This window comes from Coriobacteriaceae bacterium (assembly GCA_025992855.1).
GTDB lineage: Bacteria > Actinomycetota > Coriobacteriia > Coriobacteriales > Coriobacteriaceae > Collinsella.
In genome coordinates this window covers 996,797-1,021,975 of sequence record DAJPGB010000001.1, presented here as the reverse complement: position 1 = coordinate 1,021,975, position 25,179 = coordinate 996,797, and the positions used below count along the sequence as shown (strand labels likewise).

Sequence of the window (25,179 nt, the reverse complement as noted above, 5' to 3'; positions counted from 1 at the left end):
ACGAACCGACACTTTTAAAGCCGCCTAGTCCGCGCACCGTTTAGCAGCGCCACCGCCGAGCTCCCCTCCGGCGGTGGCGTTTCCTGTTTGCGCCCGCACGACGCGCGCGAATGTTCTTGATGCTGCCCAACCGGTATACGCTGGCGTGCGACAATTGGGACTGCCGATATCACAACACTGAGAGAAGCCCGTCATGGAAGCGCAAAAGCAGATAACCGTTCATTCGGAGCATACGGAAAGCGCACCCGTCATTTACCTCCCCGTGGTCATGGGCGACGGTAGTGATGTTTATTACCGCTGCCGAGAGCTCGACTGCCCACCATTCACCCTTGTCGCCATTGGCGGCCTCAACTGGAATCGCGAGCTGAGTCCCTGGGCATGCGACGGGACCGTACGCGATGCCGAGCCCTTTGGTGGGCAGGCATCCGGTTTTCTTGATGAGCTGCTGAATCAGATAATCCCCCAGGTCGAGTCGTCGCTTCCTCAGCCGCCCACCTGGCGCGGCATTGCCGGCTACTCGCTGGCAGGCCTCTTTTCGCTTTGGGCTCTCTGGCAAACCGATGTCTTTGGCCGCGCGGCGAGCGCATCGGGGTCGCTGTGGTTTCCCGACTTTGTCGACCGTGCCAGCACGACCCCTTTTGCCGGCAGCCCGCAAGCCGTCTATCTGTCACTCGGCAAAAAGGAAACCAAGACGCCCAACCGCATGATGAGGCACGTACTCGACGACACACGCGCGATGGAAGCGTTGCTCGTCGAGCGCGGCATTCCAACAACGCTGGAGCTCAACCCCGGCAATCACTTTGCCCAAACCGACTTACGCATGGCCCGCGGCATCCACTGGATACTGACACATTAAAAATGGTGCCCACACGCATATACGCATGGGCATCATATCTTGTTTTAGCTGAACGCAGCTGCTACTCAGCAGCCTCCTCAAGCTCGGAGACATCAAACTCAAAGTCGTTACCCGGAAGGATGGCGTTGAGCACAATGCCCACCAGTGAGCCCACGGCAATGCCGGACAGCGAAATGGTCACGCCGCCCAGCTCCAACACGATGGCGCCGGCGGTGCTATAGGCAATGCCGAGCGAAAGTACGAGCACCAGAGCGGCCACCAGCACGTTGCGGTTGTTCTGAAAATCGACCTGGTTCTCAATGAGGTTGCGCACGCCTACGGCACTGATCATGCCGTAGAGCACGAGCGACACGCCGCCGATAACGCATGGCGGCATGGCGGCGATCACGGCAGCGAACTTGGGGCAGAACGAAAGCACGATGGCGCAGCACGCGGCAATGCGAATCACGCGCGGGTCGAACACGCGCGTCAGGGCAAGCACGCCGGTGTTCTCGCCATACGTGGTGTTGGCCGGAGCGCCAAAGAGCGAAGCCAGGATCGTGGCGAGACCATCGCCGAGCAGCGTGCGATGCAGGCCGGGATCGGCAATGTAGTTACGCTCGCAGGTGGAGCCAATAGCGGAGATATCACCGATATGCTCGATCATGGTTGCAAAGGCCAACGGCATGATGGTGATGATGGCGGTCGTGGCAAGGCCGCTATCGAACTGCGGCCCAAAGAGTGCAAACACGGTGTTGTCCCACACGATGGGAAGACCGACCCACGGCGCGGCGGCAACGCCCGAAAAATCGACCTCACCCAACGCGGCGGCAACGGCATAGCTCACCACGACGCCCAGCAGGATCGGCACGATCTTGACCATGCCGCGACCCCAAATGTTGCAGATCACAATAACGGCAACGGCAATAACAGCCACAAGCCAATTGGTCTGGCAGTTGGCAATTGCGGAGCTCGCCAGGATCAGACCGATCGAAATGACGATGGGGCCCGTCACTACCGGCGGAAAGAAGCGCATGACGCGCTTGGCGCCAAACGCGCGGAAGAGTGCCGCCAGCACCGGATAGAGCAGACCGGCACAAGCTACGCCCAGGCAGGCGTAGGGCAAAAGCTCGGCCTCGCCGTTGGGCGCAATGGCGGCATAACCCGCAATAAAGGCAAACGATGAGCCCAAAAATGCCGGCACCTTACCGCGCGACAGGAAGTGGAACAGCAGCGTGCCCAAGCCGGCAAACAAAAGCGTTGCCGATACCGAGAGGCCGGTGAGCACGGGCACCAGCACGGTGGCGCCAAACATGGCAAACAGGTGCTGTAGGCCGAGCAGGAACATGCGCGGGCGGCCGAGCGACGATGCGTCGTAGATGGCATCGCTGACGGCGGGCGTCGAGGACTGGGACATGGATGTCCTTTCGAATGGAAGGGCGATCAGGCATATCGGATAACCTGCCCGAACGATACGATCCGAACCATTGTACGCGATACACTATGCCTCGCACGCGCCGCCACCTGCAAACACTAGCGCTATTTCCAAACGCGCTCGGCAATGCGCTTGACCAGCGCGATCTTTGCCCATTGCTCATCCTCGGTCAGCTTGTTGCCAATCTCGCAGCTGGCAAAGCCGCACTGAGGCGACAGATACAGGTTCTCGAGCGGCACGTACTTTGCGGCTTCACGGATGCGCTCGACGATAACATCCTCGTTCTCGAGCTCTGCCGCCTTGGTGGTTACCAAGCCCAGCACGACCTTCTTGCCCGGGGCAACGTACTTGAGCGGCTCAAAACCGCCGGCGCGCGGCGTATCGAACTCCAGGTAAAATGCATCGACGTCCTCGTTTGCGAACAGGTGCGGCGCGATGGGGTCATAGCCGCCCTCGAAGGCATAGGTGGAGTGGTAGTTGCCGCGGCACACATGCGTGTTGATGACCAGATCGTCGGGCTTGTCCGCGATGGCGGCATTGTTGAGCGCCACGCCCAGCTCGCTTACCTTTTGCAGGTCGACCGGGCTCATGCCGGTTTTGGCGACAAAATCGGTGTCGCAGTAGATGCCCCAGGTGCAGTCATCAAACTGGATGTTGCGGCAGCCTGCTGCGTACAGGTCGGCGATCACCGTGCGATAAGCGGCTGCGATGGCGTCGGCAAGTTCCTCATCGGTCTTATAGACAGCGCGCAGGCTCTCCTGCTGGCCGTCGCAGCGGTCGAGCGTGACTTCGGAGAACGTCTGGATCGGCGCCGGGATGGTCTGGCGTGCAACGTGGCCCTCGCCCTCAAGTGCCTTGACAAACTTAAAGTGCTCGACAAAGGGGTGGTTCTCGCCGCTGATGGGGCCGGTCACCACGGCGGTATCGGCCGTGGTCTCCTCGTCGTGGAACATATAGCCCGTACGCGAGGTACGGCGTTCAATGCCATTGAGGCCCCACATAAAGTCGAGGTGCCAGTAGCTGCGGCGAAACTCGCCATCGGTAATCACCTGCAGGCCAGCGGACTTTTGCTTGTCCACCAGGTCGCGAATGGCCTCATCCTCGACGGCCTTAAGGCCGGCGGCGTCGAGTGTGCCCGCAGCATAGGCGGCACGGGCGTCCTTTACGGCCTGTGGACGAAGAAAGCTGCCGACGATATCGGCGCGAAACGGCGCGTTCAGCGTGGTTAAAGCACTCATAGATATCTCCCTTTGCATTGGTTGCTTTACTGGGACAAAGTATGAGCGCTCATATGGCCATCGTAAAATATACGTTTATAACAGTTTGATATAGATGTTTCCTATATCAGTTGGGACTGCCATAGAGAGATTTGACCCGTACAGAACGCAGCAGCCTAGATATGCTGGCGGATCGCGTCGATATAGGCTTGGCCGTAGCGCGTGAGCGTCGTGTTCTTGCGCGTGATGATGCCAATCTCCATGTACTCGTCCACATCGAGCGGAATCGAGATGATGCCAGGGCCGTTGAGCTCATGACTGATCACGCCTGAGCATACCGTGTAGCCGTTGAGACCCATGGCCAGGTTGAACAGCGTCGCGCGATCGCGCACGCGGATATTCTTGCGGCGCTCAAACGTCGAGGTCAGTTCCTCGGAATAGTAGAACGAATTATAGCTGCCCTGCTCATAGGACAGGAACGGGTAGTCTTCCAAGTCCTCGAGCGTCACGCTCGAGCGACCCGCCAGCGGATGATCGGCGCATACAAAGACATGCGGCGCGGCGCAGAAGAGCCCCTCGAATACGAGCTCGTTGGCGGCGAGCATACGCTCGATAACCTCGCGGTTATGCTCGGACAGGTACAAGATGCCGAGCTCGCTTTTCATATGCGCGACGTCCTCGATAATCTCGTGAGTCTGCTCCTCGCGCAGGGTAAAGTCGTAGCGCGCGGCATCGAACTCGCGGATCACATCGACAAACGCATTAACGGCAAAGGAATAATGCTGGCAGCTCACACTAAAGTGCGGCACTTGCTCGGACGCGCCCTTGTACTTGCCTTCGAGCAGATCGGCCTGGTCGAGCACCTGTCGCGCGTAGCCCAAGAAGGTCTCGCCCTCCTCGGACACAATGACGCCCTTGTTGGTGCGCTCAAAGATGTGCACACCCATCTCGTTTTCGAGATCGCGGATCGACGCGGTAATCGAAGGCTGCGACACAAAGAGCCGGCGCGAGGCCTCGGTGATGCTGCCGCATTCGGCAACTTTGACGACATATCTGAGCTGCTGAAGCTTCATGGCTTTCTCCCTAGACGTTCGTGACGTCGAAACCCGTCGCATCCATCTGACGCGTAAACGGCGGCATCTCCCCCGTCGCGGCGCAGGCGGCAATCTGATGCAGAGCCCCGGCAACCGCATCGTCTGCCGCAGCGCCGATATGCCAGCGCGCGGCAGCCGTGACAGCCTCGTTGGCATTGGCGACTGCAACGGAGTTGGGAACGGCATCGATCATGGGCAGATCGTTATCGGAATCGCCAAATACGGCCACCTCATCGGGCGTCAGGCCCAAAGCGCGCGCCAGCTCCAGCGCAGCGCAACCCTTGTCCCAACCTGCTGGAAGGATGTCAAACAGGCGCACTCGGTTGTTGGGAAACACAAGCGAGAGTTCCGGTACCTCAGCGGCAACGCGCTCGCGTAGCTCCGCGAGCTCCTCACGCGAACGGGCACTCCAGATATTCGCCTTGAACACCGGCGCTTCATCGACGACGGGACGGCACGGGGCCTCTTCGCCTTTGAGCCATGCGTTGCCGCCCGACTCCATGGCGCGACGAACGCGCTCGGGATCACTCGTCACGCAATAGGCATCGTTGCCCCAAAAGTCATCGCCCAGGCCATAGACTTTTAGAAATGTATCGTCGGTCTCTTGCTCCAGATAGTCGGCCAAACGCATCAGAGCATCGTTGTCGATTGCGTGCGATGCGACTACTTCGCCGCCGACAAACATCACCTGGCCGTTACAGAACGCGCCAGTCGAAAAACACTCGGAACGATTTTTGAACATCCAGCCCATCGCGGACGGCTGGCGACCCGAAACCGGGCCAAAGTGCAGACCCGCCGCCTGCATGGCATGAATGCCCTCAATGGCGTAGTCGCTGGCGCCGTCATGCCCGGCCGGAATCAGCGTATCGTCCATATCGGTCAGCACAAGTTTGATCATGAGGTCCCCATTCGTATCGGTCCTACCTATTGTACCGACCTGCCAAAATAAACCTGCCCCTTTTTGGCAGGTGCGCTAGTATAGGGACCAACAGATTCGATGCAGGAGTGCCGGCGGTGCAAACCACAAGGCTGAGAGGGCAATGAGCCCAATCCTTTGAACCTGTCAGTTAATGCTGGCGTAGGGAGCATGCCGCCTTTTGCAGGGGCGCTGTCTATGCACAGCGCCCCTTTTCTATGCCAAGGAGGCATGTGCAGTGATCGATTCGGAACAACTTAAGCAAAACATGATCAAAGCGGTGGACGAAATTCACGCCACCAACCCGATGGCCGGCTCCATCACCAACACGGTGACGATCGACTTTGTCGCCAACGCACAGCTCGCCGTGGGCGGCTCGGCCGCTATGGTCTACCTGCCCGACGAGGGCGAGGCGCTCGTCGCCGGCGGCGGCGCCATCTATCTCAACATGGGCACGCTCTTCCCCATCTACGAGCAGACGATTCCCCGCGCGGCCAAGGCGGCACACGACGCCGGCAAGCCCTGGGTGCTCGACCCGGTGGGCCTGGGCATCGGTAGCCTGCGCACCCAGCTGGTAAGCGAGCTTAAGCAGTACAAACCCGCCATCGTGCGCGGCAACGCCTCCGAGATTATCGCCCTTGCCGCCCTGTGGGGCCTTGAGGGCGAAGCGGCAGACCTGGTTCGCGCCCGTGGCGTCGACACCACCGATACGGTCGATGCCGCCCGCGCCGCCGCGGTAGCGCTCGCCCGCTACACCGGCGGCGCCGTGGTGGTCTCGGGCGAGACCGATCTGATCACCGACGGCTCGACCGTGGCCAAGTCCCACGGAGGCAGCCCGCTTATGTCCAAGATTACCGGCTGTGGCTGCTCGCAGGGCGGCGTGCTGGCCGTATATGCTTGCGCGGCCGATCCGTTTACGGCAGCCGTCTGCGGCACCGCCGCCTACAACGTGGCTGGCACGCGTGCCGCCGCTGTCGCCGATGCCCCGGCAAGCTTTAAGGTCGCCTTTATCGACGAGCTCCACCGCGCGACCGCCCAAGACATCGCCAACAACCAGCTCGAGCTCGAGGAGGCATAAGCCATGTCCGAGCCCGCAACCAATACCGGCATGAACACGCTCGTCGCCGTGGCCATCGCCCCGTGCGGCACCGGCGATGAACTCTCCGCCGAGGTCGCCGAGGTCGTGCGTGCTATTCGCGAGAGCGGCCTTCCCAACCGCACCACCTCGATGTTCACCGAGATTGAGGGCGACTGGGACGAGGTCATGCAGGCCGTGCGCGACGCAACCTTTGTGTTGGCGAGCAAGGGCATCCGCACCGAAGTCGTGCTCAAGGCCGATATTCGACCCGGATTTACCGACACCATGACCGGCAAGCTCGAGCGCATGGAAGCACAGATCAAAAAGCAGGAGGAAGCACGATGAGCATCCGCGACAACCTTGATATCTCGGCCTATCTGGTACTCGGCCCCGAAAACACGCTGGGACGTCCCGTGGGCGATGTGGTGGCCCAGGCGCTCGATGCCGGCTTTACCTGCATCCAGGTGCGCTCCAAGGTGGCAAGCGCCCGCGAGATCATCGCGCTGACCGGCGACGCCGCGCAGGCAATCGCACAGGCCGGCAAGACCGGTCAGGTCGCCTTACTGATCGACGACCGCCTTGACTGCGTACTCGCCGCGCGCGAGCAGGGCATTGCCGTCGACGGCGTCCATGTGGGCCAAAGCGACATTCCCGTCGAAGTCTGCCGCAAGCTGCTGGGTCCCGATGCCATCGTGGGCCTTTCTGCCCGCTGCGATGAGATGCTCGAGTACGTTAAAACCGCCGACATGAGCCTGGTCGACTACCTGGGCGTGGGCCCCCTCCACGAGACCGAGACCAAGCGCGACTGCGGACGCGCGGCCGACGGCTCCATCATCACCAAGAGCTTTGAGGACCTGGCGGCGCTTCATACCGCAAGCCCCGTGCCCATCGTGGTGGGCGGCGGCGTCAAGACCGTCGACCTGCCACAGCTCAAGGCCACTGGCGTCGACGGCTTCTTTGTGGTGAGCGCCGTCTGCAGTGCCGACGACCCTCACGCCGCGGCAAAGGAGCTCGTCGACACCTGGCAGCAGGCATAGGCATAAGCCGAGCAACTGCTCCGCGACTACAAATCTTCAGCTACGGAAAGCGCATCCCAGTTTGGACCCCCATTCCGGGATGCGCTTTCCGCCGTGGCCCCTACCCCGCCAGATACGCTTCCAGCGCGGGCAGCGTCGCCTTCGCATCGCGGCGACCGATCTGGTAGATGCGCTCAAGTTCATCGGGCTCGCGGCAAAGCGACGGCACTTTCACCGATTCACTCGGCCGCACCACAAAGATCTCGCCAGCGGCCTCACGACGCGCAAGATCGTCAAGCGTGGCGTTATACACCTCATGCCGATCTCTAAGCGCTGTAACAAACTTTGGATAGCGGCGGAACACGCGTCGCAGCATGGGCATCAGGCTATTGGCCTCTTTTACAAAACCCGCCGGCTGCGTCAGCACCACCACATTGCGGTCGTAACCCTGTGCAAAAAGCCAGGCGCTGGGAATAGAGTCCGCAACGCCGCCATCCAAATACCGATGCCCATCAATGGCAACAGGCCTGGTCGCCACGGGAATCGCCGACGAAGCACGAATCCACTCGATATCACGCTCGTCGCCATAGGGCAGGTCATGGTAGACAGCCTTGCCTGTCTCGATATCGGTGCATACGCACGTAAACCTCATGGGATTGGCGCGGTAGGCATCCAAGTCGATGGGGTCGAGCTCGATAGGCACCTCGTGATACGCAAACTCGGCATTAAACATGTCACCGGTGCGCAGCCAGCTGGCCACGCTCGCATAGCGTTTATCGTCGCAATAGGCCTTGTTGTAGCGGATGGCGCGGCCAATCTGGCGCGACTTAAAGTTGTAGCCAAACGCAGCGCCTGCCGAGACACCCACCATATGATCGCAGGTCAGGCCATGTTCCATCCAAACGTCGAGCACGCCTGCCGTATACATGCCCCGGTAGCCACCGCCCTCGAGCGCCAGACCCACCGTGTGTGCCGTCTTTGGCAGTGCCATGCAACCATCCCCGTCCTCATGCTTTTGAACGGAACAAGTATACCCGTCAACATATACCGTCTCGGTCACATTTGCCGATGCAAACTAAACATTACCACTCGGCGATTATTGTTAACGACTGACCTTGTTTATACAAACACACCCTATAATGATGTTCGTATCATGAGGCAACAGAACCAAACAGTAGACAACAATCTAGCCCATCGATGAAACAAGGCGGGGACGAAAGTTCACGCGTCCATAGACCGCAGAAGGTCCCATAGACAACAAGATCATCCGACGCAAGCCATCTCGACCCCAGAAAGCCACTCACATATGAACACAGCCAACACCTATACCAAGACGCTCGATAAGATCATTCAAGACCTGTTCGAGCGCCCGGAAGACCTGGTAAGAACAGCCTTTACCGACCAACTTACCGGCCTTGGCAACCGTGGCGGCTATACCCGCTCGTTGGAAGAACTCTGGGAGCAGGGCGCGCCGGTCACCATGGCGTTTATCGATATCGATAACCTCAAACACTGCAACGACGCCTTCGGTCACGACGAGGGTAACCGCTACATTATGCAGGTGAGCCTGTACCTTAAGCTCTATATCAAAGTTGACGAAGCGGTGTTTCGCCTGGGTGGCGACGAGTTCGCAATCTTGTCCACCATCGCGACCGAAGACGACCTTGCCGAGCGCCTTGAGCATTGCCGCTCGGTGCTGCTCAAAAACAACGACGCCGAGATGCCTCACTCGTTTAGCTATGGCGTATCGCATGCCGATCCAAAACTGGGCGAAACGTCCGATCGTATGACGCTCGATGCCGACCACCGCATGTACGACTACAAGCTGCGCCATGCCGTACACCTGGATCGTCGCAATATCAAACAAGTTCATGCAGACGATTTTGAAGTCAGCGACCGTGTCTTCGACGCCTTCTCGATGCTTGACGAGGGACGATATTTCTTTATCGAGAACTTGGACAAGCATCGCACCCTTTGGTCACAAGGCGCCTTGCGCGATTTCGGTCTTCCTTCGGAGCATATAGACAACTGCCACGATTACTGGAAAACGCGCGTCCATCCCGATGACCTCGAGGCCTATATCAACGATATCAACCAGATTTACAACGGCTCCAAGCACTATCGCGTCATGCAGTATCGCGTGCGCAACGCCGCCGGCGATTACGTGCTTTGTCGCGTCCGAGGCTATCGCATCGACGGAAACGGAGACACGCCCTCGCTCTACGTTGGCGAACTCGTCAATCACGCTCTGGTCGAGACGATTGACCCCGCAACAGGGCTTGGAACCCAGCGCATGTTGATCGGCGCCATTGATACTTGCCGCCGCGATAACCGCGGGATGGGCCTTGCCGCCGTGCGTGTTCGCGGTACAACGCAGCTCAATGAACGCTATGGGGCCGACGCCGTCGATGCCATGCTTTCCGAGTATGCCGGCCGCATGCTCTCGCTCATCCGCGGCAGAAGCCGTGTATTCCGCTCGCGCAGCGCGCAGTTCGTTGTACTTACCGATAGTTTTGACCGCAATGCCTTCGATCACCTCGTTGGGGATTTGGAACATGTTGTCTCAAAACCCATCCAGATTGCCGGCGACGTCATCACCCCCACATGCCTGGTCGTGCCTGTCTACTACGAGCGCCTTGTTAACCAGGCACCGGCCGTTTTGGACGAACTCGACCGCCGCATTCGCGCCATAAACGGACCGTTCCACAACGACAGTCCCTGCATTCCCGAAATCAAGCGCAAAGGCGCAATCGCCGAGCGCATCGACCCGCTCACCGGCCTCTACCGCCCCAGTGAGTTTATGCGACGCGCCAATGCCTTTCTGTCGACGGCACAAGGCAGCGCATGGTGCATTGCCACCGTCGACATGGGACACATGCGCCTGTTTAATGAATGGCACGGACAAACCGAGGGCGACCGCGTGCTTGCCGATGTGGGCACGGTGCTTAAGGATATCGAGAACGCGGGCATGGGCGTTGCGGGCTACTGGGGCATGGACGACTTTTGCATCCTTGCTCCCTTTGACCGCGATACGATTCATCGAATTTATGCCGGCGTGCGCGAAGCGGTTGCCAGGCACGACGACGGCGTGGGTTTTTGGCCGTCCATGGGCGTCTACCCCGTCAAACCCCGTGAGGAAATCACCATCGACGCTCAGGCAAGGGCCATGTATGCCAACCGTCGCGCCAAAAATGACTTTAAAGACCGCATCGCTGTTTTCCGCCCCGAAGAGTACGCCCACGAGGTTGCGTTTCACAACACCCTCACCGAGTTCCAATATGCGCTCTCCAACGATCGCATCACCTACTACCTGCAGCCCCAGGTGGACATGGAAACCGGCGAGATTGTTGGTGCCGAGGCGCTCACGCGCTGGATTGGTAATGACGGCGCCCTCATTTCGCCCGTTTCCTTTATCCCGGCGCTCGAGGAAAGCGGTTTTGTGGTGACGCTCGACAAATATATTTGGCAGGGCGTTGCCTTGTGGCTTCGCAAGCGCCTTGATCAGGGGCTTCGTGTGGTTCCGATCTCGCTTAATGTGTCGCGCGTGGATATCCTTGCCTGCGATGTCGCCGAGCATATGAGCGCGCTTGCCGCCGGCTACAATCTATCGCCCGAGCTCATGCGCATCGAGATTACCGAGACTGCCTATACCGGAGAGCCCGAGGCTGTGGATAAACTGACGGCCGACCTGCACACCCGCGGCTTCTCGACCTACATGGACGATTTTGGCACCGGCCAGTCCACGCTCGCGATGCTCAAAAACGTCAACGTCGACGTCATCAAACTCGACCGCACGTTTGTGCCCGTCGACGGCGATCAAGGCCGTAGCGCGCAAATCATTTCGTCGATGCTCGGGATGGCGCAATCGCTCGATCTGCCCGTTGTGATCGAAGGCGTCGAGACGGAGGCACAGGCTCAGCTGCTCCGTCAGATGGGCGCCCGCTACGCTCAGGGCTTCCTCTACTACCGTCCCATGCCGGCGGTAGATTTTGAGGCATTGCTCGATGGCGATGGCGAGGATTGATGCGTTCACATGCAGGCCGCTACCGTTGAGGGGCACGTTTGTCCCCATTGGCTAACTTATTATCCCCATTAAAATGCAATTGGGCATATGATACAAACCGTTGTCTCGCCCAAGGAGGTTTTACATCATGAACGAGTCGTATCGCCTGGGCGAGCAATCAATCATCGCCCACCTTCAACGACTTGCGAACGGGGCCTCAACCGCCGAGCTCGATGTTTCGGCATTGCCCGCAGAGCTGAGCGGCATTGGCGAGCAGCTGCAAAAGACACTCGCCATCATGCAGCAAGAGCGCCAACTGCTCGAGCGCAGCGCCTATATCGATCAGCTCACCAATCTTGGAAATCGCAGCGGACTCGACCGTCACGTCGATCAGCTCTGGCGCAACGGCGAACCCTTTACCTGCGCCTATATTGACATCGATCACCTTAAACACTGCAACGATATATTCGGCCACGCCGAGGGCAATCGCTACATCCTGCGCATCTGCCGCTCACTCTCCGAAACCATGGAGCACGACGATATGTTGTTTCGCATTGGCGGAGACGAGTTCGTGCTCGTCTCGCCCACCAAGAGCGAGACGGAACTCGAGCAACGCCTGGAGCGGGTGCGCGCCGATCTGATCGAAGCAACTTCGAACGGTAAGGCGCCCATGATCGCCAGCTTTAGCTTTGGCTGTTCGAGTGTTGACCCGCTTGCTGGCGACACGCGTCGCCAAATGACGATGGATGCCGACCGCAAGATGTATCGCTACAAGCTCATGCACCGCGTTCAGCAACCGGAAGGCAACGGTACGCAGCAACACCCGATCGCCGACCATCTTCCGTGCAACGACCGTGTGTTCCAGGCAATCTCCATGAGCTCCGAGACACGCTACCCATTCATCCTCAACCTCGATACCGGTGAATCGCAATGGTCGGTCAACGCCGTTCGCGATTTTGGCCTGCCTTCCCAGCATCCCTTTAACTCGGTCGATATGTGGCTCGCCCGCGTCCACCCCGAGGACCGCGACAACGTGCGCTCCGAGCTCGACATGGTGGTCAACGGCACCTGGCACTTCCATTACATGCAGTATCGCGTGATGGATGCTGCCGGAAAGTATGTGCTCTGCGACTGCACGGGCTACCGCCTGGACGGCACCGACACCGAACCCAACATGTACGTGGGCATTATCATCAACCGAAGCCTGGCAGATACGACCGACTTCGTAACCGGCCTGGGCGATGTCCACGCTCTGGTCAACGCCATTGGGGAGATGCGTCGCGTACCGCACGAGGCAGGCTTTATCGCCATTAAGATCGACGATATCGCCAAGGTCAATGCCCGCTTTGGATTCGATGCAGGCGACCGCGTGCTCGCCGAAAGCGCCGCCTGCCTCATGGATTGTTCGCGCGGCAAGGGCCGCCTGTTCCGCTCGACGGGACCAACGTTCGTGGCACTCTTCGATGAGCTCGGCCCCGAGGCAATCGATGAGATCGCAAGCGACATCGAACGGTTCCTGGGTTCTCCCGTGCTCATCGGCTCGCTTGAATATCAGCCGCCCATTCGCGTGGCCACGCTCCATCTGGACGGCGTCGACCGTCAGCCCGTTTCCATTTTGAACGAGCTCAAAGCGTTGCTTGGGAAAGCCGTGCAGGTGCCAGGTACCAAACTGGATTAGCGCCGCGCCCGCGCCGCCCCCCCATCGTGCGATAATCCTCTGCAGAAGTCACCAAAAGCACAGGGAGTTTGTGATGAAGGTTCTTTTAGTCAACGGTAGCCCCAAGGCAAACGGCAACACCGCTCGCGCGCTTGCCGAAGTCGCCGAGCAATTGCATGCCGAGGGTATCGATACCGAGGTGTTCCAGCTGGGCGCCAAGCCCATTCGCGACTGCATTGGCTGTGGTCAGTGCGGCAAGCTCGATTGCCGCTGCACCTTTGACGACGACGTGGTCAACGAGCTCATTGCCGCCGCCGAGCAGGCAGACGGCTTTGTCTTTGGCTCGCCCGTCTATTACGCGCACCCCAGCGGCCGTATCCTCTCGGCCCTCGACCGCGCGTTTTATGCTGGCAGCAAGGCCTTTGCGCACAAGCCGGGCGCCTCTGTCGCCGTTGCCCGCCGCGGCGGCACGTCGACCACGTTCGATGTACTCAACAAGTACTTCACCATCAACCAGATGCCCGTGGTCGCCTCCACCTACTGGAACAACGTCTTTGGCCGCGTGCCCGGCGACGCCAATGGGGACGCCGAGGGCCTTGCCACCATGCGAAACATCGGCAAAAACATGGCCTGGCTCTTGCATTGCATCGAGGCAGGCAAGGCTGCCGGCATCGAAGCCCCCGAGGCCGATCGAGCAACGACCAACTTCATTCGATAGAGCGGCGGAACCATGAATATTCAAATCTTCGGGACTAAGAAGTCGTTCGACACCAAAAAGGCTCAGCGCTATTTTAAGGAGCGCCGCATTAAGGTGCAGTTTATCGACCTTAAGGAAAAGGAGATGAGCAAAGGCGAACTCACGAGCGTGATGCAGGCGGTCGGCGGCATCGACAAGCTGCTCAACCCCAAGGCCAAGGACGAGGAGACGCTCGCGCTCATTCAGCACCTTACCCCCAGTCAGCGCTTCGACAAGCTGCTCGAAAACCAGCAGGTCTTGGCCGAGCCCATCGTGCGCAACGGCAAAAAGGCCACCGTCGGTTATTGCCCCGATGTATGGGGAGCCTGGGAGTAGCTTGTGTTATTTGCCGGCGCGTGGGTATAAGAGCAGGCGTTTGGCATAAGATTCAACTGTAAGCCATGTCTAACAAAGGAGGGCACATGCCCAACAAACCCGTGAAGATCATCATGCTTACCGGATACCTCGGTGCCGGCAAGACCACGCTGCTCAACCACATCCTCGCTAACGACGGCGGCATCCGCGCCGCCGTGATCGTCAACGATATCGGCGAGATCAACGTCGACGCCAGCCTTATCGCCGACGGCGGTCTTTCCGAGACCGACGACCTCATCCCGCTCACCAACGGCTGCATCTGCTGCACGCTTTCGGACGACCTTGCCAACCAGCTGCAGGGCATCGCCGATTCGGGCGACTTCGACTACATCATCATCGAGGCCTCGGGTATTTGCGAGCCCATCCCCATCGCCTACACCATCTCGAGCTTCTGCGACGAGGCCAAGGTGGGCGGCGAGCCCAAGCTCGCGCTCGACAACATCGTGGCCGTGGTCGACTGCGCCCGCATGTACGACGAGTTCAACGGCGGTCGCGACCTGCTGGCAGAGGATATCGACGAGGACGACATCGAGAGCCTGCTCATCCAGCAGATCGAGTTCTGCTCCACGCTGATCCTCAACAAGACCGACACCGTGAGCCCCGAGCAGATCGCCGAGCTCAAGGCCATCGTGCGCAGCCTGCAGAAGGATGCCGTGATTGTCGAGGCTCAAAACGGCGAGGTTCCCATGGAGGAGCTGCTCGACACCGACCGCTTCGACTTTATGCGCGCCTACAACTCCGCCGCCTGGATCGAGGCCATGGAGCATCCCGAGGAGCACGACGACCCCGAGGTGCTCGAGTACGACATCGAGACCTTTGTGTACTCGCGTCGCAAGCCGTTTGACCTGCAGAAGTTCACCGATTTTGTTGAGCAGGAGTGGCCCGACGAGGTCATCCGCGTCAAGGGTCCGCTGTGGCAGACCGGCGATCCGGACATGTGCTACATGTTCGAGCAGGCTGGCCACCAGATGCGCCTGATGGAGAACGGCCTGTTTGTCGACTCGGCGCCCGAGGGCGAGAAGCAGAAGATCATCGACGAGAACCCCGAGATCATGCAGATTTGGGACGACGAGACGGGCGACCGCATGACGAGCCTGTGCATCATCGGCCGTCACATGGACAAGGATGCGCTCATCGCCTCCCTCGATGCCTGCCTGACCGACTGGCACCGCGCCTAGGTATATCCAAGCGGGCATTTTTCTGCCTACGTAACCGCCAAACCACCACGAAGGTGCCTGTCCCCTTCGTGGTGGTTTTTCGTTCTGAGCCAAGGAGATTCATGTTCAACATCGTGCTGTATGCGCCCGAGATTCCGGCCAATACGGGCAATATCGGCCGCACCTGCGTGGTTACCGGCGCCCGCCTGCATCTGGTGGAGCCGCTGGGATTTTCGCTCGACGACAAGACGGTGCGTCGCGCCGGGCTGGGCTACTGGCAAAACTTGGACGTGACGACCTATGCCGGCTGGGAGGATTTCCTTGCGCGCAACGGGCTCTCCCCCGCCGATGAGCGCCTGCACCTACTGACTAAAAAGGCGCGCCGCACCTATGCGCAAAGTACCTATCGCGACGGCGACTTCTTGGTCTTTGGCAGCGAGAGCTCGGGTATTCCCGAGGAGCTGCTCGCTGCGGCGCCCGAGCGCTGCGAGCGCATCCCCATGCTGCGCGATCGCGACTCGCTCGACAACGCCGATGCTTGGGAGGCCCATGAGGAGTCGCTCGGGCACACCGAGGACAGCCACGAAGCCATCCTGCAGCAGGACATCTGCGGTAACTTCGTCAATCCCGACGACTACCGCATCAACGCACTCAACCTCTCCAACAGCGCCGCCATCGTCCTCTACGAGGCCCTACGCCAGACAGGATTTACGGGCATGTGACAAAGGAACAGTCCCTTTGTCACATTCGACCGCCATATAATTAAACGTAATTAACCGTTTTTAACTGAAATTAACTAGAATAAAATGAAGTTAACTCGAGACGCTGAAGGAGGGCACAGTGGAGTATCTCGAAAACCCGTTTACTCCTAGTTTTGGTGAGGTTCCCGCCCACCTTGCCGGAAGGCAGCAGATCATTCGTGATCTGGACCGCGCTTTCTTAAGCCAGCGCAGACGCCCGGAACTGACCTCTATCTTCTCGGGGGCACGCGGAACAGGCAAGACCGCCCTCATGTCGTCGCTTGCGACGAGGGCCGAATCCCATGGCTGGGTTGCCGTAAAGACAACCGCGCTTCCAGGAATGCTTGAGGAAATCGAGCTCGGAGCAAAGCGGGCAGCAGCCCACCTCACTGATCTATCGAGCGATTTCGAAATTACCGGTCTTGGAATCGCGTCTCTCGGCAGCATCGAGGTCAATCACGCCCATGAGGTCTCGACCTGGCGTTACCGCATGAGTGACATCATCGACCAGCTCAATGAGGCCGACACCGGGCTACTCATCACGGTTGATGAGGTCGATCCGACGCTCGACGAGATGATTCAACTCGCAGCTACATATCAGCACTTTGTGACCGACGGAAAGCGCGTCGCCCTGCTCATGGCAGGACTTCCCAACAACGTCTCGACACTGCTAAGCCATAAGACGGTCTCGTTTCTTCGCCGTGCTCAGCAATATCATCTGGGGCGAATCGCCGACCACGATGTGCGCGAAGCCCTGATCCGAACGATTCAGGAAAACGATCGCGTGGCGAATGCCGAGGGAATCGATAAGGCTGTTCGCTCGATTTCGGGCTTCCCCTTTCTATTGCAGCTTGTTGGTTACCGCGCCTGGGATCTCACGAGCACCTCGAAAGAGATTTCGTCGCGCGACTTTAAACAGGGAATCATAATCGCCCGCGACGAGATGGATGACCGAATTCTCGCAGCAACCTATCGAGAACTCACCGCAGAGGACAAGCGGTTCCTTATCGCCATGCTTGACGATGAGGAAGAGTCCACCACCGCCGACCTCGTCGAGCGCCTTAAGCGTTCGCCGCAGCAGGTCTCCCGCTACCGGCGTCGCATGATTGACGCCGGCATCATTGGAGAACGCGGGCGCGGAGTCGTCGCCTTTGAATTGCCATTCTTCCGCGACTATCTAGCTGCTCAATGCGTTAAATAAACGCCGATGTGACAAAGGGACAGCCCCTTTGTCACATCGCTTATAGGTAGCAACCGGTGATGCTCTTGGAGCAAGTTGCGATATCGCCCGGTGTGCCGGCGCAAACGATTTGCCCGCCGGCGTCGCCGCCGCCCGGTCCCATATCAATCACGTAGTCGGCGTTACGGATAAGGTCGAGGTCGTGTTCGATCACGATGACCGTGGCGCCCTTGGCAACCAGGCCGTCAAACACATTCAGCAAAACCTGCACATCGAGCGGATGCAGGCCGATTGTGGGCTCGTCGAATACGAATACGGCATCATCCTGTACGCGGCCCATCTCGCTCGCGAGCTTAAGGCGCTGTGCCTCGCCGCCCGAGAGTGCCGGCGTGGGCTCGCCGAGCGTGAGGTAGCCCAGACCTAGGTCATGTAAGGTCTGCAGACGTGTCTGAACTTTCTTGAGTCCCACCGTGGCGTCGAGGGCCTCGTCCACACTCATGTCCATAAGCTGCGGCAACGTGAGCAGGCTCCCGTCCTTGCCCTCGCGATGGATATGCGAGGCGGCCTCGGCGTAGCGCGAGCCGCGGCATGCCGGGCAGACAATCTCGACATCGGGCAGAAACTGAACGTCGAGCGATATGGAGCCCGTGCCATCGCACGTAGGACAGCGAAGGGCGCCGGTGTTGTAGCTAAAGGCGCCCGCCTTGTAGCCGGCAGCCTTGGCCTCGGGTGTACGGGCGAAGGCGCGGCGCAGCTCGTCGTGGATATCGGCATAAGTCGCCACCGTCGAGCGCACGTTGGCACCAATGGGCGTGGCGTCGATCAGGTTGGCACGCGCAATGCCTTCGGCATCCACCCAGCGCACATGACCTGGCAGGCGCTCGCCCGCGGCCTGCGCCTTGAGTGCAGGGATAAGCGTCTCGAGCACCAGCGTCGTCTTGCCCGAGCCAGAAACGCCTGTCACCGCGACGAGCCGGCCGCGCGGGATATCAACTTCGAGTGGCTTAACAGTGTGAATGACCTCGGTTGCCATGCGGATATGACCTTGGTCGAACATTTCGTCGTCGGCTACCTGCGGGCGTAAGCGGTTGGGATTCGAGCGGAGGAACGACGCAATGCGGCTACTCCGCGATTGCTCGACCTCATCCACCGTCCCGGCAGCAATCACGTTGCCGCCGCCCGCTCCGGCAACGGGGCCCATCTCGACCAGGTAGTCTGCCTCTGCCAGCACGCGCGTATCGTGGTCGACGACGACCACCGTGTTGCCATCGCCCACCAGGTCGCGCATCACGCCCACCAGGCCATCGACATTTGCCGGATGCAGGCCAATCGAGGGCTCGTCCAGTACATAGAGCACGCCCGTCGAGCGATTTCGCACCACGCGGGCAAGCTGCACACGCTGGCGCTCGCCCGTGGAAAGCGTCGCGCCGGCGCGATCGAGCGAAAGGTAATCGAGGCCAAGGTCAACCAGACGACGAGCCGTGATCAAGAACGAATCACAGATGTCCGTCGCCATGGGGCGCATCTCGGCCGGCAGCGTTGCGGGCACCCCGTGCACCCACTCAATCGCCTCGCCCAGCGTCATAGCTGCAGCCTGTGCCAGATTGATGCCACGCACCTGTGACTGACGCGCCGCCTCGGAAAGACGTGTGCCGCCGCAATCACGACATGGCCCCTCGCGCAAAAAGCGCGCAACACGTTTGAGGCCCTTGTCGTCCTTGACCTTGGCAAGCGCATTCTCGACGGTATAGACGGCGTTGTAGTAGGTAAAGTCGAGCGGCGTGGCGCCCTCGCCGTTTTTGGGCACGTAGAGGATGTGCTTTTTAACGGCAGGGCCATGGAACACGATATCGCGCTCATGCGCTGTGAGCTGGTTAAACGGCACGTCGGTGCGCACGCCCATCTCACCGGCAACTTGCTTCATCAGGTCCCACATGAGCGTGCCCCACGGAAGGACCGCGCCTTCGTTGATGGTCTTGGACTCATCGGGCACCAGGCTCGCCTCATCCACCTCGCGCATAACACCGGTGCCGCCACAGGTGGGACACGCGCCGCCACTGTTAAAGGCAAGGTCCTCGGCGCTCGGCGCATAGAACTCGCGGCCGCATGACGGACACATAAGTGACAGGCCCGCCGCTACATTGAGGCTCGGCTCCACGCGCGCTCCGCAGTGCGGACACACGTGATGGGCGCAACGGCTAAAGAGCAGGCGCAAGCTGTTGTTGAGCTCGGTCATGGTGCCAAAGGTCGAGCGTACGCCCGGAACGCTGGGGCGCTGATGCAACGCGAGCGCCGCCGGCACATGCAGCACCTCGTCCACCTGTGCATGCTCAGCCTGCGTCAGGCGACGACGAGTATAGGTGCTGAGCGCCTCCAGGTAGCGGCGTGAGCCCTCGGCATAAAGAACCCCCAGCGCCAGCGAGCTCTTGCCCGAGCCCGACACGCCGGCAATACCCACGAGCCTTCCCAGCGGGATATCAATATCGATGTCCTTGAGGTTATGGACACGTGCGCCACGTACCTCGATAGCCTGCGGGCTCATCTTCTGTTCCGTCACCCTTATCACCCTACTCATGCCATAGAACGCGATCGCGAATGTACGCGCCCAGCATGGGCACGGTAAACCGGACGAGGCCGTATCCGGCAGCCTCGATGACGCGCTCGCGAATCAGGCTTGCGCGATATTTACTCGCCCAGCTTTGGGTTCGGTCGCAACGCTCAATGATGTCCGCCATGCGCGTCGGCTTGTCCTCGTCAACCGCCATAGCCTCGATAAAGAGGCGCTGTGGACTGCGCAGTCCGTAATACAGGGGCGCGTCAACTGCTTCATAGAACTCGGAGATGGCATCCGTGTGCCCAGCCTCAACATCGCACTCTTCAATGACCCGCGAGTCACGCCGGACAGCAGACCGCCACATGTAATATCCCACCAGCTGAACCATATAGGGATGCCCCATGCTCTTGTGTGCCGCAAGGTCCGCCGTCTCCGCGTCAACGTAAAGACCGGCGTCTTTGACCGTCTGGATATATGAATCACGCACCTTGGGCAAAGAGATCGCCCCCAGCGCACGCTGCTGGGCACGGCGCAAAAACGTCACGCTCGGCTCTTCGAGCAAGCCATCAACCATGCTGGGCAAGCCGGCAAATACCAGCGCAAGACCGCGCTGGTCGCTATCGAGCAAGCCCGTGGCATCTTGATCTCCGAGCACTTGCTGATAGAGAACGGCCAGCGCCGCCAGTTCCTCGATAGACGCCGATTGGGCCTCGTCAATCGCAAACAGTAAGCCCTTTCCCGGCCCGAGTTTCTTGAGGCGCTCGTTGACCAGCCCTCGCAACGTTTCGCCCTTTGCCCGCGCCGCCTCGACCGACATCCGGCCAAATGACGGCCCGAACTCCAACGACGTCACAACGGGTTTATTCGAGCGAAGCGCGTCGGCCAAGCGGTCGCATAAGCCAAGCGAAGCGGAATCGGAGACAACCGCCCATCCGCGCGCGCTGGCTAGACGCTGCAGCTCCCGTAGGAGAACCGTTTTGCCACAGCCGCGGTTTCCCGTAATGAGCATGAGCCTGCCCGGCGCCCCAGCGCCGTTGTCGAGCCCTTCCTCAAAATCTTCGATGACCGACTCGCGACCGATGAGTATCGGAGGCCGCTTGCCTGCCGTTGGCTTAAAGGGATTCGGGTTCATGTCGGCCTCCTCGGATTGGCAAACCCTGGTAATAGTTATACCAACTTGTACCGAGTTATACCAATAGCATGTGACAAAGGAGCTATCCCTTTGTCACATGTGGCCGAAAAACTCCGCGTCTGCCGCTCGCCAGGGGCGGAAGGTGGCGGGACCGACCTTTACGTGGGCTGCGGTGGGTACGTCGTACCATTTGACGGTGTAGCCGGCGCCGTGAGAGCAGAAGACCGAGTCGGGCGTGTTGGGCAGATCGGCCTCGGGCTCGTAGGCAGCCGCCTCGATCACGCGCTCAGCATCATGACAAGGCGCGTAGCCGGCAAACTCTAGGTACAGATGCCCGCGGCCGCTTGTGTAGGCAGCCACCTCCAACGCATAATCCTGCACCTCGGATGCGGGGACGCGGCCTAGGAGCTTGGCGCGGTCGCCCAGCATCGCCGGCGGCTCGTACTCGGCGCCCATACGCGTGGCATCCGAGAGCGCACGGCCCACACACTCCCCCGGCACCTCGAGCTCAAAGCGATACCACGGCTCCAGCAGCACCGCAGCATCCGCCTCACGCGCCTGCATGAGTCCCTGTCGAATCGCACGGTACGTGGCCTGGCGAAAATCGCCACCCTCGGTGTGTTTGGCATGCGCGCGGCCGCCCGTGAGCGTAATGCGCACATCGGTGATGGGAGAGCCGGTCAGCACGCCCAGGTGATCGCGCTCCATGGCGTTGGTGAGCGCCAGACGTTGCCAGTTAAGATCGAGCTCGTCGGTCGAGGTCACGGTGCCAAACTGCACGCCCGAACCCGCTGGCAACGGCTCCAGGCGCAGATGCACCTCGGCATAGTGGCGCAGCGGCTCAAAGTGGCCCACGCCCTCGACCGGCTGCGAAATAGTCTCCTTATAGAGAATGCCGCCAGACTCAAACGCAACCGGAAGGCCAAAACGATCGGCCAACACCCGCTGCACGACCTCGAGTTGCACGGCGCCCATCAGCTGTAAATGAATCTGCTCAAGATGAGTGTTCCAGCTTACGCCGAGCATGGGATCTTCGTCCGCTAACTCAGTCAGCGCTTTGAACACCGCGTGGACATCGTGTTCGCCCGGAAGCACCGTATAGGTGAGGACCGGCGCAATGACGGGCGCATCGCTCGCAGGTTCCGCGCCCAGGGCATCCCCTGGGCGAACGTGCGCAAGACCCGTCACGGCACAAATACCGCCAGCAGCAACTTCTTGGGCAAGCTCATACTTTTCGCCGTTATAGATGCGTACCTGATCGACCTTCTGCTCCCATGCCTCGGCGCCGGAACGTCCGTTAATCAGCTGTTTGGCATGCAGCGTGCCGCCGGTCACTTTAACCCATGCCAAGCGCTCGCCGCGATCCCCGCGGCTCACACGGTAGACGCGCGCGGCAAACTCCGGGTGCCATGCCCGTTCACGCATCAGCGCGCATATACCATCCAGCAGCTCGTCCACGCCCTGGTCCTTGAGCGCCGAGCCGGCAAAGCAGGGAAAGAGCTTGCGCTCGGCAACCATGCGCGACAGCGTTGCGACGGAAAGCTCACCCGCTTCAAGAAACTCCTCGAGCGCCGCCTCGTCCAACGCAGCAGCGTCCTCCTGAACGGCACCGCCCGCCAGCAGTTCGTTGGCATCCAGGCAGCCTTCGGAAAGACGCTGCCCAAGCTGTGCCAGCAAAACATCGCGGCCGGGATTCTCCAAATCGATTTTATTGATATAGATGAACGTCGGGATGTCATAGCGCGCAAGCAGGCGCCACAGGGTTTCGGTGTGCCCCTGCACGCCGTCGTTGGCGCCCACAACCAAAATCGCATAGTCGAGTGCGCGCAGCGTGCGCTCCGCCTCGGCAGAGAAATCGACATGCCCCGGCGCATCCACGAGCATGACGCGGGTATCGCCATGGTCGAGTACGGCCTGCGACGAGAAGATCGTAATACCGCGCTCGCGCTCGATCTCGTTAGTGTCCAGGTGCGAGTCGCCATCATCAACGTGGCCGCGCTTGCGAATACGACCCGCGTTGAACAGCATGGCCTCGGCCAACGTGGTCTTGCCAGCATCGACATGCGCCAAGATTCCAACGACCGCTTGCTTCGACATGGCTCTCCTCTTATTGCAAGCCCATCGCACGCGGCAACGGGCGTCCTCGTTCCACACTGGATGATACAATGTACGGGCCGGCGGGCGAAGCGGGCCCTATCCCCCGACCGAGCTCATCGCCCCGCGTTGCCGCGCGGCGATTTTCGTAGGTTCGCGCCTTGCGAAAGCCGGCACCTCCCCTTTTTATCTGCCCGGGCTCATCTGGGGCGATAACAACGCGAGCCCCGCAACAACGCGTTTTACCAAAAATGGCCCCACTCGGGGCCATTTTCATTTCGGTGAAACGCTGGTATGTGACTCGGCCTTTATGCCTCGCGCAGCCAATCAAACGCGACGCGCGGCGTACCGTCCGACACATATACGATACCGGCGCGCTTAAACCCGGCCTTGGCGATGGCGCCCTGCATAGGCAGGTTGTCTTGGTGCGTGTCGATACGCAGATGGTCGATACGTTCCTTGGCAAAGGCAAACATCGCGGCCGCAACGCCATGCGTGGTGCCGTCGGACGCCACACGGTGCAGCACGGCGTACGGAGTGTCGCTGCGCCATCGCCCGTCCTCAATTACGCCATAGCACTCGTCCGGGCCCGGTAAAAAGGCAAACGTCGCCACCACGCGGCCGTCGACTTCGCACACATAGCTGCCACCGGCGGCGATATCGGCAGCCAGTTGCTCGGCCGAAGGCGTGCCCTCGGGCCACTGCGTGGCGTTGCCATGCGCGCGCATAAAGTCGCGGGCCGCGTCATAGATAGCCATGACGGCGGGAATGTCGGTATCGAGGGTTTTTCTGATCATCACGCGGCGACCTCACGTTTATTGGTATCACTTTGATTGGGCAATGATACCAGCGTTTGGAGAGGGGCACGAAGCAGATGGGGAGCAAAAAGCGAGCCGCTTGGTCAAAAGCCAAAAGCGAGTTTTTGGGCGCTGCCACGGGCGGTGATATGAGCGACCTGTTTGCGCGCGAGGACGAGCGCCGCGACGCCCTGGACGCCGAGCGCGATGAGGCCTGGCGCTACAAATCGTGCGAGCGCAAAAACCGTTACGACACGCGCGCCGAGGCCGAGGCCGTTATGGCCGACTGCGAAAACCGCGGGCGGCGTGGTTTGGCCTGCTACAAATGTGAATACTGCGGCGGATGGCACCTGACGTCGCACCCTTGGAAATAGGCGCCGCTTCGGCACGACACTGACGGAGCGCCAGCTATCGCGCGCAAGCTACGGGCGCGGCGGCACCAAAACATCGTAGCGAACGGCCTTGCCCGCAAGTTGATGGCTCGGCTTAACGCCGGCAAGCAGCGGCCCCTTCACCGGCCGCTTGATAACGATCTTGCGCGGGTGCACCGCAAGCGCAGCCTCGACCAGCGTCTCCTCATCAGCGCACGGCTGCTCCAGATGGTGCAAGAGTTGGAACTTCTTTTTGACCGCCGCACTTTTGGTACGCTCGGGAAACATGGGGTCCAGGTACACCGCGTCGGGGGCGGCAAGCTCGCCCCGCTCGATCAACTCAGCTGTATGGCGAAGGCCGGCAATGCTGTCCTCGCCCGCATGTAAGCGCATACGCGCCACGGCTGTCGAAAGCGCCGGTTCATCTGCCGCGCGATCCAGGGCATCCTTAAGGAGCGCCGCGATCACGCAATCCTGCTCATACAGATCGACGGTAAAGCCCGCAGCCGCCAACAGCAGCGAATCCTCGCCAAAGCCCGCCGTGGCGTCAATCGCCCATGGTTGCTCGATGCCTTTTGTGCGCGCAGCCTTCACCAGTAGCTCTTGCTGCAAACGGCCCTGCTTGAGTCGTGGAAGCATGCGGCCAAAATCGGCGCGCAGCTCCATCGTGCCGTCGGTGAGCGTGAGACCCTCGGACTTCCCGATCAGCTCAAGCCCCGCAGCCCGAGCAACAGAAAAGGGATCGACAACGCCCATGGGCACTCCTTAGCAAGCAAAGCGAATACGTGAGCG

22 protein-coding genes and 1 riboswitch are annotated in these 25,179 nt (G+C 60.3%); of the genes, 12 read left to right on the top strand and 10 right to left on the bottom strand.

Features of this window, described 5'->3' with window-relative positions; all coding sequences use genetic code 11:
• Positions 1 to 193 precede the first annotated feature (193 nt).
• Positions 194 to 856: an alpha/beta hydrolase-fold protein gene (locus OIL88_04240; GenBank protein ID HJI71581.1), complete on the top strand. Its 663-nt coding sequence runs from the start codon at positions 194 to 196 to the stop codon at positions 854 to 856.
• Between the two features lie 61 nt (positions 857 to 917).
• On the opposite strand, the gene OIL88_04235 is transcribed toward OIL88_04240, so the two are convergent.
• From OIL88_04235 to OIL88_04220, 4 genes are all read right to left on the bottom strand, one after another.
• Positions 918 to 2,252 (bottom strand): uracil-xanthine permease family protein, encoded by a 1,335-nt coding sequence (locus OIL88_04235; GenBank protein ID HJI71580.1) that lies wholly within the window; start codon positions 2,250 to 2,252, stop codon positions 918 to 920.
• Positions 2,253 to 2,374: 122 nt separating this feature from the next.
• On the bottom strand, positions 2,375 to 3,508 hold the full coding sequence (locus tag OIL88_04230; GenBank protein HJI71579.1) for a 5-methyltetrahydropteroyltriglutamate--homocysteine S-methyltransferase: 1,134 nt from the start codon (positions 3,506 to 3,508) through the stop codon (positions 2,375 to 2,377).
• Between the two features lie 155 nt (positions 3,509 to 3,663).
• Complete coding sequence (locus OIL88_04225) at positions 3,664 to 4,560, bottom strand: LysR family transcriptional regulator (protein HJI71578.1); 897 nt, start codon at positions 4,558 to 4,560, stop codon at positions 3,664 to 3,666.
• Between the two features lie 10 nt (positions 4,561 to 4,570).
• Positions 4,571 to 5,479: a Cof-type HAD-IIB family hydrolase gene (locus tag OIL88_04220; protein ID HJI71577.1), complete on the bottom strand. Its 909-nt coding sequence runs from the start codon at positions 5,477 to 5,479 to the stop codon at positions 4,571 to 4,573.
• 93 nt (positions 5,480 to 5,572) lie between these two features.
• A riboswitch (TPP riboswitch) is annotated at positions 5,573 to 5,683 on the top strand.
• Between the two features lie 52 nt (positions 5,684 to 5,735).
• Between OIL88_04220 and thiM the strand changes: the two genes are divergently transcribed.
• From thiM to OIL88_04205, 3 genes are read left to right on the top strand one after another with little or no spacing between them, the layout of a single operon-like run.
• A complete protein-coding gene (gene thiM / locus OIL88_04215; protein HJI71576.1) occupies positions 5,736 to 6,575 on the top strand; it encodes a hydroxyethylthiazole kinase in 840 nt (279 codons plus the stop codon).
• 3 nt (positions 6,576 to 6,578) lie between these two features.
• Positions 6,579 to 6,920 carry a thiamine-binding protein gene (locus OIL88_04210; protein ID HJI71575.1) on the top strand — a complete coding sequence of 114 codons (342 nt, stop codon included), beginning with the start codon at positions 6,579 to 6,581 and terminating at the stop codon, positions 6,918 to 6,920.
• Positions 6,917 to 7,612, top strand: coding sequence for a thiamine phosphate synthase (locus OIL88_04205; protein ID HJI71574.1), 696 nt, complete (start codon positions 6,917 to 6,919; stop codon positions 7,610 to 7,612). The genes OIL88_04210 and OIL88_04205 overlap by 4 nt, the downstream gene beginning before the upstream one ends.
• A 100-nt stretch (positions 7,613 to 7,712) precedes the next feature.
• Here OIL88_04205 and OIL88_04200 read toward each other — a convergent pair whose 3' ends face one another.
• On the bottom strand, positions 7,713 to 8,582 hold the full coding sequence (locus OIL88_04200) for a patatin family protein (protein HJI71573.1): 870 nt from the start codon (positions 8,580 to 8,582) through the stop codon (positions 7,713 to 7,715).
• 315 nt (positions 8,583 to 8,897) lie between these two features.
• Here OIL88_04200 and OIL88_04195 point away from each other — a divergent pair, with 315 nt between their 5' ends.
• The 7 genes from OIL88_04195 (at position 8,898) to OIL88_04165 (ending at position 17,460) form a co-directional block, all read left to right on the top strand.
• Positions 8,898 to 11,615: an EAL domain-containing protein gene (locus OIL88_04195; GenBank protein HJI71572.1), complete on the top strand. Its 2,718-nt coding sequence runs from the start codon at positions 8,898 to 8,900 to the stop codon at positions 11,613 to 11,615.
• Between the two features lie 127 nt (positions 11,616 to 11,742).
• On the top strand, positions 11,743 to 13,272 hold the full coding sequence (locus OIL88_04190) for a diguanylate cyclase (protein ID HJI71571.1): 1,530 nt from the start codon (positions 11,743 to 11,745) through the stop codon (positions 13,270 to 13,272).
• A 73-nt stretch (positions 13,273 to 13,345) separates the two neighbouring features.
• Positions 13,346 to 13,969: a flavodoxin family protein gene (locus tag OIL88_04185; GenBank protein HJI71570.1), complete on the top strand. Its 624-nt coding sequence runs from the start codon at positions 13,346 to 13,348 to the stop codon at positions 13,967 to 13,969.
• Between the two features lie 12 nt (positions 13,970 to 13,981).
• Positions 13,982 to 14,323: an ArsC family transcriptional regulator gene (locus OIL88_04180; protein HJI71569.1), complete on the top strand. Its 342-nt coding sequence runs from the start codon at positions 13,982 to 13,984 to the stop codon at positions 14,321 to 14,323.
• Between the two features lie 86 nt (positions 14,324 to 14,409).
• On the top strand, positions 14,410 to 15,540 hold the full coding sequence (locus tag OIL88_04175; protein HJI71568.1) for a GTP-binding protein: 1,131 nt from the start codon (positions 14,410 to 14,412) through the stop codon (positions 15,538 to 15,540).
• A gap of 101 nt (positions 15,541 to 15,641) precedes the next feature.
• Complete coding sequence (locus OIL88_04170) at positions 15,642 to 16,241, top strand: tRNA (cytidine(34)-2'-O)-methyltransferase (protein HJI71567.1); 600 nt, start codon at positions 15,642 to 15,644, stop codon at positions 16,239 to 16,241.
• Positions 16,242 to 16,359: 118 nt separating this feature from the next.
• Positions 16,360 to 17,460 carry an AAA family ATPase gene (locus tag OIL88_04165; GenBank protein ID HJI71566.1) on the top strand — a complete coding sequence of 367 codons (1,101 nt, stop codon included), beginning with the start codon at positions 16,360 to 16,362 and terminating at the stop codon, positions 17,458 to 17,460.
• A 40-nt stretch (positions 17,461 to 17,500) separates the two neighbouring features.
• Here the strand turns inward: OIL88_04165 and OIL88_04160 are convergent, their stop codons facing one another.
• From OIL88_04160 to OIL88_04145, 4 genes are all read right to left on the bottom strand, one after another.
• Positions 17,501 to 19,996: an excinuclease ABC subunit UvrA gene (locus tag OIL88_04160; protein ID HJI71565.1), complete on the bottom strand. Its 2,496-nt coding sequence runs from the start codon at positions 19,994 to 19,996 to the stop codon at positions 17,501 to 17,503.
• A gap of 10 nt (positions 19,997 to 20,006) precedes the next feature.
• Positions 20,007 to 21,125 carry an ATP-binding protein gene (locus tag OIL88_04155; protein HJI71564.1) on the bottom strand — a complete coding sequence of 373 codons (1,119 nt, stop codon included), beginning with the start codon at positions 21,123 to 21,125 and terminating at the stop codon, positions 20,007 to 20,009.
• A 93-nt stretch (positions 21,126 to 21,218) separates the two neighbouring features.
• Positions 21,219 to 23,222, bottom strand: coding sequence for a TetM/TetW/TetO/TetS family tetracycline resistance ribosomal protection protein (locus OIL88_04150; protein ID HJI71563.1), 2,004 nt, complete (start codon positions 23,220 to 23,222; stop codon positions 21,219 to 21,221).
• 305 nt (positions 23,223 to 23,527) lie between these two features.
• A complete protein-coding gene (locus OIL88_04145; GenBank protein HJI71562.1) occupies positions 23,528 to 24,016 on the bottom strand; it encodes an N-acetyltransferase in 489 nt (162 codons plus the stop codon).
• A gap of 77 nt (positions 24,017 to 24,093) precedes the next feature.
• Between OIL88_04145 and OIL88_04140 the strand changes: the two genes are divergently transcribed.
• The gene (locus tag OIL88_04140; protein HJI71561.1) at positions 24,094 to 24,390 is read left to right on the top strand and encodes a hypothetical protein; all 297 of its coding nucleotides are present in this window, start codon (positions 24,094 to 24,096) and stop codon (positions 24,388 to 24,390) included.
• A 48-nt stretch (positions 24,391 to 24,438) separates the two neighbouring features.
• Here the strand turns inward: OIL88_04140 and OIL88_04135 are convergent, their stop codons facing one another.
• The gene (locus OIL88_04135; GenBank protein HJI71560.1) at positions 24,439 to 25,143 is read right to left on the bottom strand and encodes a class I SAM-dependent methyltransferase; all 705 of its coding nucleotides are present in this window, start codon (positions 25,141 to 25,143) and stop codon (positions 24,439 to 24,441) included.
• Positions 25,144 to 25,179: the final 36 nt, after the last annotated feature.